We start from the raw sequence: 16,740 nt of genomic DNA on the forward strand, positions 1-16,740 counted from the left end.
AATTAATCATTTCTTTTTAATTCAAATTGTTGTTTTAATGTACCAAGAGGTTTTAATACTAACTGAACATAAAAAATATCTTGCCTAATTGGTGTTAAATCATTTGTTGAAGCAGGCTCTGTTTCTCTTTCAAGTCTAATATCAAAGTTCCAACACATATCATTAATATTAAAAGAGATAGCCTCTTTACTTCTATAATCTCTTTCTAAATCATAAGTTGTTGAATAAGTAATTTTATAATCATGAGATAATTTATAGCTTGTTGCAATATTATAAGATTCTAATTCTTCTTTCCCTGAATTAGGAGTATCTTTAGACATATAATATCCTAACCCTAAATAATAGTCTTCATAATTAAAAGTAAAATTAGAAGAGTGCTCAATAAACTCTTTATCTTGATGATTATAAACAACTTTATTTGAAATTTGACCTAAACCATAATTATAAGTAATTTGATTTTCTAAATTATGTAATTTAGCATTATCTGCATCATCATAGATTATTGATTGTCTAATTCTATGATTAATAATTTGACTTAAATCTTCTTTATCATAAATTGATTGATTAAGACCAAATATAATATTATCAGAGCTTTCTGAAATAGGGAAAGGACTTAATTGAGCATTATCAGTAGAAATACTATATAAGTCACCCTCTTCAGTAACTGTATTGAAATGATTATATTCTGCACTTAAATTCATTGTATGAATATAATTTTCATAAGGTTTTATTAAATCACTGTTTAAAATAACACTTGTTGAATTTTCAACAAATGTTGCATCTTCAAAATCAATAGAAGATTCATTTTTATATTTCAGTTTATTTGCTGTAATTTGATTTTTAAGAGTAAGTGTTAAATAGTCATCAAATAGTGAAAATGAGTAAGAAACAGGAATAGAAAATTCATATTGATCAGCTGTTAAACCTTCTCTTTTATAATGATTTGTATATTTTAAATCTGTAGAATATAATAATCTATCAAAAAATAGAGGTCTTGTATAAGAGTGAGCTTGCAGTTTTGGTAATTCCTGTAAGGTATCTGCATTTGACTCTTTTTGAGTATCAATATAGTATCTTGAATATGCACCTAAAAGATAATTTGGTGTATCATATACATAATTTATTTTTGATTCAATTTTTTTCTCAATAGATTCTTGATATCTACTATCTTCTAAAGAGTTAAACTCTACATCATTTAAATATCTAATAGATGCATATAGACCATCTTTTGAGTCAAAAGTATCTGCAAAAAGATTTACTCTTTCATAATCTAAATTAAATCCATAGTGTTCATCATTTCTTAGATTATGCTCTTTTACATAAGAATCTTTTTCTTTAAAATATCCTGTTCCAATTCTTAACATAGAATCTGGTGAGTCTGCATATCTAAAATATAAGTAAGAACCATATCCTCTATTAGTTCTAATTTGTGGAACTAATTCTATATCATAATTTGGTGCTGGAGCAAAATATATTGGTTGATTATAGTAAAATCCTTCATTTCTTGAATAACCTAATAAAGGAATAAGAAGACCTGTTCTTCTTCTTGTATCAGTAGAGAATCCTAAATAAGGAGTATAAATTACTGGAAAATCTTTTACATATAAAGTTGTGTTATATGTATTAATCCACATATCTTTAGTATCATAATCCATACTAGAAGATCGAATACTCCAATCTGGATCTACACAATCACAACTAGAAAGAATAGATTTACCTAAAGTAATTAAATCATTCTTTTTATCAGACTCTTTTGAATTAATCCAAATAGCACTTTTTTCTTCATAAAAAATATTTGGTTTTTGATATAAGTCATCTGTATTTAAATCTAAAAATGCATAATCACTTTTTGTTTGAACATTATTATTTTTAACAATAACAACATCATCAAAAAGCTCTAAAGTATTTTTATCTTTATCATGAATTATTTTTTGTGCAGTTATATAGTAGCTTGGAGAAAAAACAACTACATCTCCATTTGCTACTAAGATATTATTCTTTGTATTTAAATTATTAGCAATTACTTGAAACTTTTCATTTTCTGCATGTAAAAATACAACTAAGATTGCTGTTGCTAAAACTTTTTTAAGCATTAATTACTAATGTCCTTCCTACTTTATCATGTAATGTTTGTCTACTCTCTGTAAAAAAAGCAAATATAAAACCAAAATAGAAAAACATCTCACTAATAAGTCTAAATACTGACCTAGTAGCAGAAGTAAGTAAACTTACTCTTCCAAAGTTATTAAAATCAATAACTCTAATTTTAGTAATAATTTTACCAACTGTTGCACCATAATACCAAATAAAAAAAGTTTGATAAATAAATTTCAATAGTAGTACTTGCCAAATAAAAGCATTCATTACAGCAAGAACAGAAACTAAATCTGTCCCATTTAATACTATATTATCCCAAAACATTGCTACAATAATAAATGTAACTAAGAAGTCATCAATTACATAAGCTAAAGCTCTTTTTCTATTTGAAGCTAATTCTAAATTTTCTGTATTCATACTTTTTATTTTAATGCTTGATAAGCAATATCTGTTCTAATTTTTTTACCAGCAAAATGAACTTGTCCACAAAGTGCATAAGCTCTATCTCTTGCTTCTTGAATAGATTTACCAAAACCAACACAAAGAAGAACTCTTCCTCCTGTTGCCATTAGTTTACCATCTTCTAATGAAACACCTGCATATGAAATATGAGTATGTTCTTTTAAATCCTCATCAACTATTTCATCTACAATAATTTCTGCTGGTTCACTAGAACCATAAGGATAATTACCACTTGCCATAACAACAGCAACACCATAATCATCTTTAATTTTAATATCTAATTTATCAAGTTGTTTTGTAGCACCTTTATAAAATAATTCAGAAACAGGTGTTTCTAATAAAGGCATTAAAATTTCACATTCTGGGTCACCAAATCTTACATTATATTCTAAAATAATTGGTTCACCTTTTACAACCATTACTCCAATAAATAAAACACCTTCAAAAGGAGCACCTTCTTTTTTCATACCTTCTAAAGTTGGTTTAATTACTCTCTCTTCTACTTTTTTGTAAATATCATCATTTACTAATGGTGTTGGAGCATAAGCACCCATACCACCTGTATTTGGTCCAGTATCTCCATCCCCTATTCTTTTATGATCTTGAGCTGCTGGTAAAACTTTATAGTTTTCTCCATCACAAATGGCAAAAATAGATAATTCATAACCATCTAAGTACTCTTCAACAACAATTGAAGTTCCTGCATCTCCAAAAGATTCTCCACTAAGCATATCAGATGCTGCTTGTTTAGCTTCCTCTTTTGATTGAGCAATGATTACACCTTTTCCAGCACATAAACCATCTGCTTTAACAACAATTGGTTCACTCATTGTATCAATAAAATCATGTGCTTCTTTTTCACTTGTAGTTTCAATAAATGCTGCTGTTGGTATGTTGTATTTTTTTAAAATATTTTTCATATAAACTTTAGAACCCTCTAACTGTGCTGCAGCCTTACTTGGTCCAAATACTGTTAAACCATGTTCTTTAAAAATATCAACAACACCATCTACTAGTGGAGCTTCTGGTCCAACGATAGTTAAATCAATAAAGTTCTCTTTTGCCCAAATTGCTAATTCATTATAATCTTTAATATCAATATTCTCTGCAAGTTGAGAAGTTGCACCATTCCCTGGATTAAAATATAATTTATGATCTTCTTTTTCTTTTGAAAGTGCAAGACCAATAGAGTATTCTCTTCCACCACTACCAAGTATTAAAATATTCACTTTTATTTCCCCTAAAAAAATTATAAAAGTATCCAAGTAGTCGTTAACCATCAAATGGCCCACAAAAGCCAACGTTAGCAGGTAAGAAACATACTTCAGGAGCAGAAATACCAAAGGTAAACGCTACACACCGTATGAGTTACATTACCCACAAAAATATAGTATCGGACCCTCAACAATGGAAATCCCGTGCCACTTAGATATATATTATTTTAGCTAATTATATATGAATTAAACATTAAATCGTGCTATACAAGGGCTTTTTTATAATTATTTTCTTGTATGGCATTTACAGCATCATCTATTTTATTAAAAATTTTAATATTACCAAATACATTGTTTTCATCTAGTTTTATAATACGTTTCTTATTACCTATTCCTAATAATAATATTACTTCAATATCTCTACTATTTAATTTTGTTATAACTTCTTGCAACATAAAAATAGCAGAAAGGTCTAAATCTGAGACCTCTAAACAGTCTAAGATGATAGTTTTTGTTCTTTCTCTTACCTTATCAATTCTTCTATCTAAAATTGATGCTGTACCAAAAAATAGAGAACCTTTAATTTTTATTATTTTGGTTGATTTATCTTCTATATCAATATCAAACCCTATATTTTTCTTTGGATAGATTGTTTTTATTTTAGTGTTTTTTGAAACTTTGTATATTGCAATTATTGAGGCAAAGGTTATTCCTACACCAACAGCCATAATTAAATCAACAAAAACTGTTAAAAGTACAACAGTAATCATAATTAATAAATCTTGTCTTGAAACTTTATTTATTAATCGTATAAATTTATAATCTAAAATATCAAATCCTACTTTAATTAAAATACCAGAAAGAACAGCAAGTGGAATACTTGAAGCAAAAGGAGCAAGAACTAAAACAATCAAAAGAAGAGTTAAAGAGTGAACTATTCCTGAAACTCTTGTTGTCCCTCCACTTTTAATATTTATAACAGTTCTCATTGTAGCACCCGCACCTGGGATTGCTCCAAAAAAAGAGCATAATGAATTTCCTATTCCTTGAGCTATAAGCTCTTTATTTGGTTTATGTTTTGTTTTTGTCATTGAATCTGCGACTAAAGAGGTAAGTAAAGAGTCAATTGAGCCTAATAAAGCAAGAGTAATAGCTAAAGTAATAATAGTACTTAACTGTAGAATATCAAAACTAAAAGGAAGAGTTATCTCTGGTAATCCCATGGGAATCTCACCAATTGTAGAGATAGATAAGTTTAAAAAAACAGTTAAAAGAGTTACAAAAACTAAAGCAATTAAAGCAGGTGGAATATATTTAGAGACTTTTTTTGGAGTGAAAAACATTATAATTAAAGTCAATAAAGCAATAAAAAAAGATTGACTATTACTATTTTTAATAGTTTGAGGTAATTCTACTATTGTTTGTATAACTGAACCATAAGATTCTACTCCTAAAAAAGAGTTTATTTGTAGAATAATTATAATAAGCCCTATTCCTGTCATAAAGCCAGAAATTATTGGATAAGGAATATACTTTATCCATTGTCCTATTTTAATAACTCCAAATGAGATTTGAATTAATCCAGCTAAAAAAATAACTGTAAATACAGCACTTAGATTATTTTGAAAAGCCACTATAGCAGATGCTGTAATAACTGTCATAGGACCTGTTGGTCCAGAAATTTGAGTAGAGGTTCCACCAAAAAGTGAAGCAAAGAAGCCTAAAATAATAGCTCCATATAGTCCTGCAATTGCACCTGCACCACTTGCTACTCCAAAGGCTAAAGCCAATGGAAGTGCAACAATTGCTGCAGTTACACCCCCAAAAATATCATTTTTAAAAGTGTTTATATTCAAGAAGAACTCCTTATTAGAAATCTTCTACTTCATCCTCATCAATATCTCTTTGACCTTTTCCTCTTGCAACGATATGAATTGGAGTTCCTTCAAAGTTAATATTTTTTCTTAAAAAATTAATTAAATATCTTTTATATGAAAAATGTAGTAGTTTAGGTTTGTTCATAATAAGTGCGATTCTTGGAGGCTTAACCTCAAATTGTGTTGTATAATAAATTCTTAAGTATGCACCATTTGGACTTGGTAAAGCATGTCTAATTGTTGCTTCTTCAATAGCCTTATTTAAAACTGATGTTGGTATTCTTTGTGCATAGTTTTCATAAATTTCTATAATTTTATCTTTTAATCTATCAATACTTCTTCCTGTTTTAGCTGAAACTGCAATAATTGGAGCGAAATATAAAAATTTAAATTTTGATCTAACTTTCTCTTCAAGTTTTTGGAAAGTATCCATGTTTTCATCCCATTTATTCAATACAATAATAGTTCCTAAACCATATTTATCAACAAGTCCTGCAATTTTTTCATCTAAATCAACTAATTCAGAAGAAGCATCTAATACTAGAAGAGCTAAATTTGCTTTTTCTAACATCTCTGTAGTTCTATTTAAAGCAAATTTTTCAATTCCTTCAATTTTTCCTCTTCTTCGTAAACCTGCTGTATCAACAAAAGTAATATTTTTATCTTTATATTCAAATGATTCATCAACTGGATCAATAGTAGTTCCAGCAATAGGAGAAACAACAGATCTCTCTTCTCCTACAAGAGCATTTAAGATAGAAGATTTTCCTACATTTACTCTTCCAATAATAGCAACTTTAATTTCTCCATCATCAAGTTGTGCAGTCTCATTTATATCTTCGATAGGATCTAAAAATTCTTCTAAAGATAGGTCTTCATCTTCTATTTCACTATTTATAATAAGTTCAGGCTCTATTTCTCTAGCAGGAAGTCTTGCCGCAACCCATTCCAATAAAGATTTAGTTCCTCTATTATGAGAAACAGAGATACCAAAAAGATTTTCATCATCAATTCCAAATTCGTAGAAACTCCAAAGTCTCTCTTTCTCTTTATCATTATCAATTTTATTTACAACTAAAGCAAGTTGTTTCCCTAAATCTTGAAGCTCATAAAATAGTTCTTTATCTTTATCATCTGGTATTTTTTTACCATCCACCATAAAAAGTATTATATCAGCCTCTTTTGCACACTCAATAGCTTTTCTTTTAACATTTGTAAAAATTGCATCATTAGTTTCGTCAATACCACCTGTGTCTAACATTAATGCATCTTTTTCAAGAATCTCTACTTCATGTCTTCTAATATCTCTTGTTGTTCCTGCCATATCAGATACAATAGCAATTCTTTTTTTTGCAATTCTATTAAATAGTGATGATTTCCCAACATTTGGTTGACCAATTAAGGCAATTTTTTTAAGTGTTTTGTCCATTTAGTTTTTATGTCCTTTAAAAAGTAAAAAAGGTATTAGCAAAAAAGCTAATACCTTAAGTTAATCAATTTAGACTACTTATTAGTATAGTCCAAATTTTCCTTCATCTTTTGATTTGTATAATACTCTCATATTATCATCTTTATCATAGAATACTTTGAAGATAGCATCTGAAGCTTTTAATTCAGTTAATGCTTCTTCAATATCTATTGGTTTATAAGAAGAAAGTCTTACTGGGAAAATTTCTGTATCTAATTTATCTAATTCATTAGCAATTTGATCTTCAATTTCTTGAGAAACTACTTCTGTAAGCTTAGTTGCTTTGTGTCCAGTAATTTTATCATGATGTCTTCTTAAAACTTTTGATACTCTATCTACAGCAATATCTACTGCTGCATATAAATCTTTATCTTTTTGTTTTACAACTACAGTATCTAAATGTGCAATATTTAAAGTGAATTCAAAAGTAAAAGCTTTTCTACCATTTTTTTCTTCTTGTGCAATAATTGCATTCACAGATATAATATCTAAATTATATTTTTTGAAAATTTCAATTGAGCTATTAATATAATCTTTAATTGGCTCTGTTAATTCTATGTGTCTTCCTACAATACTTGTATTCATAACATACTCCTTTGCTTATATAATAAAGATATTTTAGCACAAAATAAATAAAAGCAGCATATATAATATTAAAATAGATGACTAAATTAATATTTCTCTGTTACCTTTTGCATTTGCTTCACTTAGAACACCTGTTTGTTCTAATTGTTCTACAATTGTTGCTGCTCTGTTATACCCTATTCTTAGTTTTCTTTGAATATATGAAATAGAAGTTTTTCTATCTGTTAATACAACATCTTTTGCATCTTCATAAAGCTCATCTAATTCACCTAATTCAACTCCAGTTGCACCAGCTATATCAGAAGAACTTCTATCTTTTACAAAATTCATATCATATTGAACTTCTCTTTGGTACTTTAAGAAATCAACAACTGCTTCAATTTCATCTTCTTTTGACCAAGGAGCATGAATTCTTACTATATTTGAAGTACCTGGAGGTGTAAATAACATATCTCCTCGACCTAATAATGATTCTGCACCTAATGAATCTAAAATAATTTTAGAATCTACTTTTTGACCAACCTTATATGATAATCTACTCGGAAGATTTGCTTTAATAAGTCCTGTAACAACGTCTACAGAAGGTCTTTGTGTTGCAACAATTAAGTGAATTCCACTTGCTCTTGCCATTTGAGCAAGTCTTGCTATTGAGTGTTCAACATCTTTTCCACTTGTCATCATTAAATCTGCTAACTCATCAATAACTACAACAATATAAGGTATCTTATCAAAACCTTCTTTTGTAGCTTTTTCATTATAGTTTTCAATATTTTTAGTTTTTGTTTGAGACATTAAAGTATATCGTCTTTCCATCTCAGCAACCATATTAGATAGAGCATTTATTGCATCTGTTGGTTTTGTAATAACAGGTGTTAAAAGATGAGGAATATCATTATACATAGAAAACTCAAGCATTTTTGGATCAATCATTACAAGTCTAAGGTTATCTGGAGAGTTCTTATACAATAATGATAAAATCATTGCATTAATCCCAACAGATTTACCTGAACCAGTAGTTCCAGCAATAAGTAAATGTGGTAATTTTTTAAGATCAGTAATAAAAGGTTTTCCTACAATATCTTTTCCTAAAACCATAGTTAATGATGATTTAGAGTTTTGAAAAATTTCACTCTCTAAAAGTTCTCTTATATAAATAGTTTGCATATCTTCATTAGGAACTTCAATACCAACAACATCTTTACCTGGAATTGGAGCTTGGATTCTTATTGTTTGAGCTTTTAAAGCCATCGCTAAATCATCTTGAAGATTTAAAATTTTAGAAACTTTAACATTTGGTGCTGGTTTAAATTCAAAAGTTGTAACTACAGGGCCTGTATAAGTTCTTACAACATCTCCTTCAATTTTAAACATTAATAGTTTTTCTAATAAATCCTCTATTTTCTTATCTATAACTGCTTCAGAAATTTTTGATTTTTTATCTTTTGGAGGACTTTGGAAAAACTTTGTTGGAGGAAGTTCAAAATCCTTTGGTTTTTCTGTTTTCCCTAATTCTATATCTTCTAATAACTTCTTATTTTCTTCAAGTTCATCTACTATAATTCCATGGGAAGCTGATTCTTCAACTATAGAAATATCAGAAATCTCATCTTCCATATTTAATATTTGTTTATTAGTAAACTCTTCTGCTTGATCTAAAGAGATAATATTTAAATCATCAACTCTAATATTTGCAATCTCTTCTTCACTATCTTCAATTATTATTTGAGGAATATTATCTTCTTCTTTTATAGATACTCTTTCTTCTATAGGTGCAGAAACTTGCTTCTTCTCTCTTTTCTCTTTTGGTCTACTTGTAATTCTTTTTGGCTTAGCTGATGTATCAACTTTTTTAAAACTTGGAGTTATTTTTTTTATATCAATATTAAAATTCATATCTTCAAATAGTATTAAAAAAGAGATTACAAAACCAATAAGTACAAATATCCAAAGTCCTGCATTCCCGATAAATGGCATCATTGAATCAACTATAAAGTTTCCTATTGCTCCACTCAAAGTACCATCTACAATTAAAGACTGAAAGGTTAATAATGTAAGTAATAATAATAAAATAGAGATAGTTTTAATTGAAAAATCACTCCAATCAAAATTATCTTTAAAATTTACAATATATAATGGATATAAAAAAAGAAATAGATATGCATAAGATAAAAATCCAAAATTTGAGTGTGAGAAATTTGCAAATAGTGAACCTATTTGCCCCACACTACTTTTATCTGATACAAAAGTTGCATATTCAAAATATACAATTAAAAAAAGTATAATTAATGAAAAAATTTTTTTTAAAATTTTAGAGCCTTTATTTTAATAATTTTGCAATTCTACCTTGAAGCTTCAACCATTGTCTATGCTCAAATAAAGGGAATCCTGCCCACTGTTTCTTTGGTTCAGTAATTGATTTTGTTACTCCCCCACGTGCTGCTATAGTTGTAAAAGGTGCAATTTCTAGATGCCCTGCAGTAGCACTTTGTCCACCCATAATTACATATTCATTTAAAATTGTAGAACCAGATAAACCTACTTGTCCTGTTAAAATACAACCATCTTTTAAAATACAATTATGTGCAATATGAACTAAATTATCAAGTCTCACACCATTTCCAATAATTGTTGAGTTAAAAGCAGCTCTATCAATTGAAGAATTTGCTCCTATTTCAACATCATTTCCAATAGTTACATTACCATTTTGATAAATTTTAATATATTTACCAGTTTTAGTGTGTGCAAAACCAAAGCCATCACTACCAATAACTGTTCCAGAATGGATTATACAATCATCTCCAATAGTACAATCTCTATAAACTGAAACATTAGGATAAATTATAGTATTATCTCCAATAGTTACATTATCTCCAATAAAACTACCAGACATGATAGTAGAGTTTTTACCAATCTTTGAATTTTTTCCAAGATAAACATTAGGCATTATTGTACTATTTTCTCCAACAATACAATCTTTACCTTGTGTTTCAATAATTTTTGGTGCAAAAAACTTACTTAACATTGCAAGTGTTAAATATGGCTCTTCACATACAATTGCAATCGTATCTTTTGGAACCATATTTTTAAAATCTTCTTTTACTAAAACAGCACCTGCATTAGTTTTCTCTAAATCATTAATATATTTTTTATTTTCTAAAAAAGAGATTTCATTTTTATTTGCATCTAAAAGTGTATTTAGACCAGAAACTTCTATTTTAGAATCAATCTTGATATCAACTTTTTCTAGTATTTCAGATAAAATCAATTTACTTCCTATCTTTCCATTGCTACAACACCACTTCTTACAACTTCTAGTGGTTTGTATTTGTTCATAATATTTGTAAAATTTGCAATTCTACTTGGTGCATCAGTTGCTGAGATAACAATTGCATCAGTAGTAACATTTTGAATATGTCCATTATATGCTCTTGCAATTACTTCTATATCACTAAGTGGTTGATCAATTGGTATTTTAATTAATACTGTCTCTTTTTCAATAACATTTTGGTGTTCATTTACTTTTAAAACAGGAATTAATTTATTTAATTGCTTAACAATTTGATCAATTACTCTTTTACTTCCAGTAGTTACAATAGTCATTCTAGAGTATTGAGTTCCAGAAATTGGAGCTACTGTCAAAGAATCGATATTATATCCTCTTGCTGAGAATAGTCCTACAATTCTAGATAATACGTTGTGTTCATTGATTACAATTACAGAGATAACTTGTCTTGTTGTTTCTGAATCATAATAGTGGTTAAAATTATTCATTGTTATCTCCTAATAGAGTCATTTCATTTAAAGCATGTCCATTTGGAACCATTGGTAGTACAATTTCATCTCTTGCTACAATAACATCAATCATTGCAGGTTTTTTCTTTTCTACTGCATCTTTTAATGCTTCGTCAAACTCTTTTTTACTTGAAACTCTATATCCATTTCCACCAAATGCTTCTACAAGTTTTTTAAAGTCTGGTTGTGCACTTAAATCTGTTTCAGATAATCTATTCTCATAAAATAGTGTTTGCCACTGTCTTACCATTCCAAGATAGTTATTATTTAAAATAATATTAATAACTGGTAATTCATATTCAACACAAGTCATTAACTCTTGAATATTCATTAAAATTGAACCATCTCCTGTAAAATTAATAGAAATTTTATCAGGATTCCCTCTTGCAACTCCCATTGCACCAGGAAGTCCAAATCCCATAGTTCCTAAACCACCAGAAGTATTCCATTGTCTAGGAAATGAAAATGGATAAAATTGTGCAGTCCACATTTGATGTTGTCCTACATCTGTAGAGATAATAGCTTTATCTCCTAAAGTTTGACCTACTCTTTCAATAACCCATTGTGGTTTAATAACTGCATCTGAATCTTGATATCTTAAAGGTTCTTTTTCTCTATAATCTTTTAATAAAGAAACCCAGTTAGTATAATCATTAAATTTCATATTTTTTGCAGCTTCAATCATACCTTCAACAGTTACTTTTAAATCACCTACTATTGGAAAATTTGTATGAACTAATTTATCAATAGATGTTGGGTCAATATCAACATGAATAACTTTTGCTTTTTTAGCAAATTCATCAAGTCTTCCTGTAACTCTATCATCAAATCTAGCTCCAAGTGAAACAATACAATCTGTATCATATGTTGCCATATTTGCTGCAAACTCACCATGCATACCTAACATTCCTACAAATAATTCATTATCATCACCCATAACACCTCTTGCCATAAGTGTTTCAACTACAGGAATATTTGCAATTTTTGCAAACTCTCTAATCTCATATGCACAATTTGAAAGAATTGCTCCCCCACCTACATAAAGTAAAGGTTTTTTAGATTTTGCAATTGCATCCATTGCTTTTTTTAATTGTCTTTTATTGTAATTAACTGTAGGTTTATATGTTGGAATATCAACCTCTTTTGGATACTCAAAATTTGCAACTTCAGCTGTAATATCTTTAGGAATATCAATATGGACAGGACCTGGTCTTCCAGTTGCTGCTATATGAAATGCCTCTTTTATAATTCTTGGTAAATCATTAATATTATTTACTAGATAGTTATGCTTTGTGCATGGTCTACTAATACCTACTGCATCAATCTCTTGAAATCCATCTGTACCAATAATTGCCGTTGGAACTTGTCCTGAAATAACAACCATAGGAACTGAATCCATATATGCATCTGCAAGTCCTGTTACTGCATTTGTGAAACCTGGTCCACTTGTAACAATTGCAACACCTACTTTACCAGTAGATTTAGCATAACCTTCAGCAGCATGAATAGCTGCTTGTTCGTGTCTAGTTAATATATGTTGAAAAAAACTCTGCTTATAAATTTCATCGTAGACATTCATAATAGCGCCACCAGGGTAACCAAATACTACATCTACCCCTTCCTCTTTTAATGATTCTGTAACCATTTTTGCGCCACTTATTCTCATTGTCTTTTCCTTTTATAAAATAATCAAAGATTATACAGAAGTATTGATTAATAGCAGTTTAATAAGCAATTAAATGATTAAATTTAAATTTAGCTTAGATTTATTATTTTTTGGCTAAAATGTATAAGATTTAAACTACTATAAAAGGTTTTTGATGGATATTAATAACGTAAATAATAATATAAATTCATTAAATAATTCAGTTGATTACCAATTAAATAAAACAAATGAATCTTCAAAAATCGAAGATAAAAGTAGTGACTTTTTAAGACTTACAATAAATGAGTATAATAAAAAAAGAGATGAATTATCAGAGTCTTTACAAGCTTTTAATAATGGCATTGCTATTACTAAAACAGCTGAAGTTGGGCTTTCAAAACAAGAAGATATTTTAAATAGTATTCAATCAAAATTAGATAGTTTAAATGAAGATACTCAAAATAAAAATGAAATTAAAAATGATATAAATAAAGAGCTTCTAAAATTTAAAGAAGAAGCTTTCCAAACAAAATATAAAAGAGAAAATTTAATTGCTTTAGATGAATATGAAGAAAATTTAGCAATTACAGTGTCAACAAAAGAGGCTCATTATTCTATAAATAAACCTAATACACCTCAAATTGCAAATAGTTTAGCTCAAGAATTCAGTAGAAATGATTTTAACAATGAAGAGTCTTTAAATCTTACAAAAGATCAAGTTCAACTAGCAAAAAAAGAGATTCTTGGGATTAAAGAAGAGTTTAGTGATTTATCAAGTAAACTTCAAGATAGTGCAAAAGATTCAATAAGTCAACAAATTAATTTATCAAAACAAAATATGAGAAATAAAGAAGTAAACTTTGGTAAAGAAATGAATGATTTCTCTAAATCAAATATTACTTCTAATATGGGTTATTTAGCCGCTTCACAAGCAAATATAATGCAAGAGCAGAGTGTAAGACTATTGTCTAAATAGACAAGAATTAATAGCTACACCTTCTCTTAAGCCATCATCCAAAACAATTGACTCTTTTTTATTTAATACTTCAAAGATAGCTTTATAAATATAAACACCAACTTCTATAAATTCAACTCTCCCTCGTCCTACTAATTTTGTGATAGTTGAAGTTGAAGAGTTTCTAAACAGCTCTAAACACTCATCTAAGTCTTTTATTTTGATTTTTGTACCATTTACTGCATCTTTATCATAATGAAAGAAATCTTGCCCTAATTTTATAGCAGCTATTGTAGTTGGAGTTCCTGCTGTCGCTACAAAAGTATATTCATCTAAAGCTATATTATTTTCTTCTAAAAAGTTTTTAATATCTTTTTTATGAGCTTGTAACTCTTTATTTAAATCTTCATAATTATCATATTTTTGTGTTAAGGTAACTATTCCAAAATTAAAACTATTTGATATAAACTCATCTTGATTATTAACAATAATTTCCGTTGAGCCTCCACCAATATCTAATAAAATAAATTTTGATGAATTAATTTTTTCTCTTTTCAAAGCATATTTTACAGCTAAAAGAGTAAGTCTTGCTTCTTCTTGCCCATCTATTATTTTAAAATTAGCACCAACTTCATCTTTTATATATTTTAATACTTCTGAAGAGTTTTTTGCTAATCTCATAGCAGCTGTTGTTACACAAACTGCTTTACTTGGATCATAAGATAATTGTTCTGATGAGTTTTTTATAGCCTTGATTACTCTTTGCTGAGCTTCAAATGAAATATTTTGAGTATGGCTTAAACCATCAGCCATACCTACTACTTCATTGTATTCACCTAATACCTCATGATTTAAACAATCATATACTAGAACTCTAAAAGAATTAGAGCCTAAATCAATAGCTGTAACTTGATTCATTTATGGATGTCTAATTTTTAGTTTTGAATTTAATAAATATCCAATGATAATCATTGAGATTAAAACAATATTTTCATTTATAAGACCTGTTAACCAAACTAAATATACAAGCCATAAAAGAATTGCTCCTAAAGGCGTAGGAACACCAACAAAATATTTTTCAACTTGCCCTTCTTCAGCATTAATATTAAACTGAATTAATCTTCTAAGACCTGAAATTACATAATAGATAAAAGCAAATGCAACTAAAGGCGTAAAAAGCATTAACTCTTTTCCATCAATTACTGCAAAGAAAATAAACATTGTTGGAACAATAACAAATGATAAAAAGTCAGCAAAAGAGTCTAACTGAATACCAAACTCCGTAGATAGATTGTATTTTCTAGCAATCTTCCCATCTACAATATCAAAAGCACCTGCAAGCCAAGCGAAAAGTGCAGCTGCAAAAAAATTATCGTGTGTTAGATAGTAAACTGCTAACATCCCCGCAGCAATATTAAAAAAAGTAGCCAAATTAGCTAAGTTGAAATGGCTATTTTTATTAAATAGAAATGTCAATTATTCTCCTTCATTATAAATCGTAAACTGATTTCTTCCATTTTCTTTAGATTTATATAAACATTCATCTGCTACTTTATAAAGTTTATTACATGAAACATATGAATATGGCTTATATATTACTGCTCCAATGGAGATAGTTACTACATTTGATATTTTACTATTTTTATGCTCAATATTTAATGATTGTACATTTTTATTTATATCACTTAGACACTCTTTTAAGATATCTTCATCAATATCAAATAAAATTACACCAAACTCTTCTCCTCCTAATCTAAAGACATATTCATAATCTTTATTAAAATAAGCCTTTAGCTCAGAAGCAACTGCTTTTAAAGTTTCATCTCCCATATCATGACCATAAGTATCATTATATTGTTTGAAAAAATCTATATCAATCATTATAAAAGCTGTATGCCAAGAGTTTTGATTAGAAATAAAAGGCATATTATCAAATATCTTATCAAAATATTTTCTATTATAAAGTTTTGTCATAGAATCAGTAATTGATTCTATGGCATATTTTTTTGTAAGTATTTTTAATTGGTTGTCTTTTTTAATAATTGAATAAATAATAAAGGAAATAAAAAGAAAAGATACAGCTATTAGTGCAATCATATTGTAAAAAAGGTAATCTTTCATAGAGCTATACTCTTTTAAAAACTTTACTCTTTTTTTATAAGCTATATTTTTTTCATACTCTTTTAAAAAATCTATTTTTTTAATAACTGAAGTATATGTAGATATTTTTGCTTTATTGTTTAATGAAGCTTTAACCTCTATATCTATTTTATTTACTACTTTTTTCTCTTCAATATCTTTATAAGAGTTATTATAATAGTCCCAATCTTTTTTAATACTCTTAAAATATGGTTCTCTCTCACATTTTTTGTAAGTTCTCATACATTTAATTAAATCACTATAATTTTCTTCAATTGTATGTAATTTTAATACTGGAATATAGTTTCCAAAATATATATAATCAATCTGTTTTTTCAACTTATCAATTTGTGAATTAAACATAAAACTAGATGTAAATAAAGAAGCCAAAATAATAAAACTTAATACACCTAATTTAAAACTTACACTTTTATAAAACTCTTTTTTCATGGGAAAATTATATCAAATAAGAATTAAAAAGGCTTATAACTTAGCTTAACTTAATC

Annotated in this window: 14 protein-coding genes; 1 reads left to right on the forward strand and 13 read right to left on the reverse strand. The window is 28.0% G+C overall.

The window, feature by feature from the left end:
• Positions 1–2: 2 nt before the first annotated feature.
• The 10 genes from ABIV_RS06900 to ABIV_RS06945 all read right to left on the reverse strand — a co-directional run bounded on the left by ABIV_RS06900 (position 3) and on the right by ABIV_RS06945 (position 13,161).
• Positions 3–2,093 carry an LPS-assembly protein LptD gene (locus tag ABIV_RS06900; protein WP_114839167.1) on the reverse strand — a complete coding sequence of 697 codons (2,091 nt, stop codon included), beginning with the start codon at positions 2,091–2,093 and terminating at the stop codon, positions 3–5.
• The gene (locus tag ABIV_RS06905) at positions 2,086–2,514 is read right to left on the reverse strand and encodes an RDD family protein (protein ID WP_114839168.1); all 429 of its coding nucleotides are present in this window, start codon (positions 2,512–2,514) and stop codon (positions 2,086–2,088) included. The genes ABIV_RS06900 and ABIV_RS06905 overlap by 8 nt, the downstream gene beginning before the upstream one ends.
• A 5-nt stretch (positions 2,515–2,519) precedes the next feature.
• Entirely contained in the window at positions 2,520–3,788 is a 1,269-nt protein-coding gene (purD, locus tag ABIV_RS06910; RefSeq protein WP_114839169.1) for a phosphoribosylamine--glycine ligase, read from the reverse strand.
• Positions 3,789–4,036: 248 nt separating this feature from the next.
• Positions 4,037–5,629 carry a SulP family inorganic anion transporter gene (locus ABIV_RS06915; RefSeq protein ID WP_228254267.1) on the reverse strand — a complete coding sequence of 531 codons (1,593 nt, stop codon included), beginning with the start codon at positions 5,627–5,629 and terminating at the stop codon, positions 4,037–4,039.
• 13 nt (positions 5,630–5,642) lie between these two features.
• Positions 5,643–7,079, reverse strand: a complete 1,437-nt coding sequence (gene der, locus ABIV_RS06920; protein WP_114839170.1) for a ribosome biogenesis GTPase Der — start codon at positions 7,077–7,079, stop codon at positions 5,643–5,645.
• A gap of 81 nt (positions 7,080–7,160) precedes the next feature.
• The gene (gene hpf, locus ABIV_RS06925; protein WP_114839171.1) at positions 7,161–7,703 is read right to left on the reverse strand and encodes a ribosome hibernation-promoting factor, HPF/YfiA family; all 543 of its coding nucleotides are present in this window, start codon (positions 7,701–7,703) and stop codon (positions 7,161–7,163) included.
• Between the two features lie 81 nt (positions 7,704–7,784).
• Positions 7,785–9,926 (reverse strand): FtsK/SpoIIIE family DNA translocase, encoded by a 2,142-nt coding sequence (locus ABIV_RS06930; protein ID WP_410471241.1) that lies wholly within the window; start codon positions 9,924–9,926, stop codon positions 7,785–7,787.
• A 94-nt stretch (positions 9,927–10,020) separates the two neighbouring features.
• Entirely contained in the window at positions 10,021–10,968 is a 948-nt protein-coding gene (lpxD, locus tag ABIV_RS06935) for a UDP-3-O-(3-hydroxymyristoyl)glucosamine N-acyltransferase (RefSeq protein ID WP_114839173.1), read from the reverse strand.
• A gap of 8 nt (positions 10,969–10,976) precedes the next feature.
• Positions 10,977–11,474, reverse strand: coding sequence for an acetolactate synthase small subunit (ilvN, locus tag ABIV_RS06940; RefSeq protein ID WP_114839174.1), 498 nt, complete (start codon positions 11,472–11,474; stop codon positions 10,977–10,979).
• A complete protein-coding gene (locus tag ABIV_RS06945) occupies positions 11,467–13,161 on the reverse strand; it encodes an acetolactate synthase large subunit (RefSeq protein WP_114839175.1) in 1,695 nt (564 codons plus the stop codon). Before ABIV_RS06945 ends, ilvN begins: the two co-directional genes overlap by 8 nt.
• A 154-nt stretch (positions 13,162–13,315) precedes the next feature.
• Between ABIV_RS06945 and ABIV_RS06950 the strand changes: the two genes are divergently transcribed.
• A complete protein-coding gene (locus ABIV_RS06950; RefSeq protein WP_114839176.1) occupies positions 13,316–14,116 on the forward strand; it encodes a hypothetical protein in 801 nt (266 codons plus the stop codon).
• On the opposite strand, the gene ABIV_RS06955 is transcribed toward ABIV_RS06950, so the two are convergent.
• Genes ABIV_RS06955 through ABIV_RS06965 form a run of 3 tightly spaced genes read right to left on the reverse strand, consistent with a single transcriptional unit; the run spans position 14,102 to position 16,684 of the window.
• A complete protein-coding gene (locus tag ABIV_RS06955; protein WP_114839177.1) occupies positions 14,102–15,013 on the reverse strand; it encodes a Ppx/GppA phosphatase family protein in 912 nt (303 codons plus the stop codon). The genes ABIV_RS06950 and ABIV_RS06955 overlap by 15 nt on opposite strands.
• On the reverse strand, positions 15,014–15,571 hold the full coding sequence (locus tag ABIV_RS06960; protein WP_114839178.1) for a CDP-alcohol phosphatidyltransferase family protein: 558 nt from the start codon (positions 15,569–15,571) through the stop codon (positions 15,014–15,016).
• Complete coding sequence (locus ABIV_RS06965; RefSeq protein WP_114839179.1) at positions 15,572–16,684, reverse strand: GGDEF domain-containing protein; 1,113 nt, start codon at positions 16,682–16,684, stop codon at positions 15,572–15,574. It abuts the gene before it with no gap.
• Between the last annotated feature and the right edge of the window lie 56 nt (positions 16,685–16,740).

This window comes from Halarcobacter bivalviorum, from assembly GCF_003346815.1.
Classification (GTDB): domain Bacteria; phylum Campylobacterota; class Campylobacteria; order Campylobacterales; family Arcobacteraceae; genus Halarcobacter; species Halarcobacter bivalviorum.

Coding starts and splice junctions, on each gene's coding strand:
- ABIV_RS06900 (WP_114839167.1), bottom strand. CDS start 2,093: ATGCTTAAAAAAGTTTTAGCAACAGCAATCTTAGTTGTATTTTTACAT.
- ABIV_RS06905 (WP_114839168.1), bottom strand. CDS start 2,514: ATGAATACAGAAAATTTAGAATTAGCTTCAAATAGAAAAAGAGCTTTA.
- der (WP_114839170.1), bottom strand. CDS start 7,079: ATGGACAAAACACTTAAAAAAATTGCCTTAATTGGTCAACCAAATGTT.
- hpf (WP_114839171.1), bottom strand. CDS start 7,703: ATGAATACAAGTATTGTAGGAAGACACATAGAATTAACAGAGCCAATT.
- ilvN (WP_114839174.1), bottom strand. CDS start 11,474: ATGAATAATTTTAACCACTATTATGATTCAGAAACAACAAGACAAGTT.
- ABIV_RS06945 (WP_114839175.1), bottom strand. CDS start 13,161: ATGAGAATAAGTGGCGCAAAAATGGTTACAGAATCATTAAAAGAGGAA.
- ABIV_RS06950 (WP_114839176.1), top strand. CDS start 13,316: ATGGATATTAATAACGTAAATAATAATATAAATTCATTAAATAATTCA.
- ABIV_RS06955 (WP_114839177.1), bottom strand. CDS start 15,013: ATGAATCAAGTTACAGCTATTGATTTAGGCTCTAATTCTTTTAGAGTT.
- ABIV_RS06965 (WP_114839179.1), bottom strand. CDS start 16,684: ATGAAAAAAGAGTTTTATAAAAGTGTAAGTTTTAAATTAGGTGTATTA.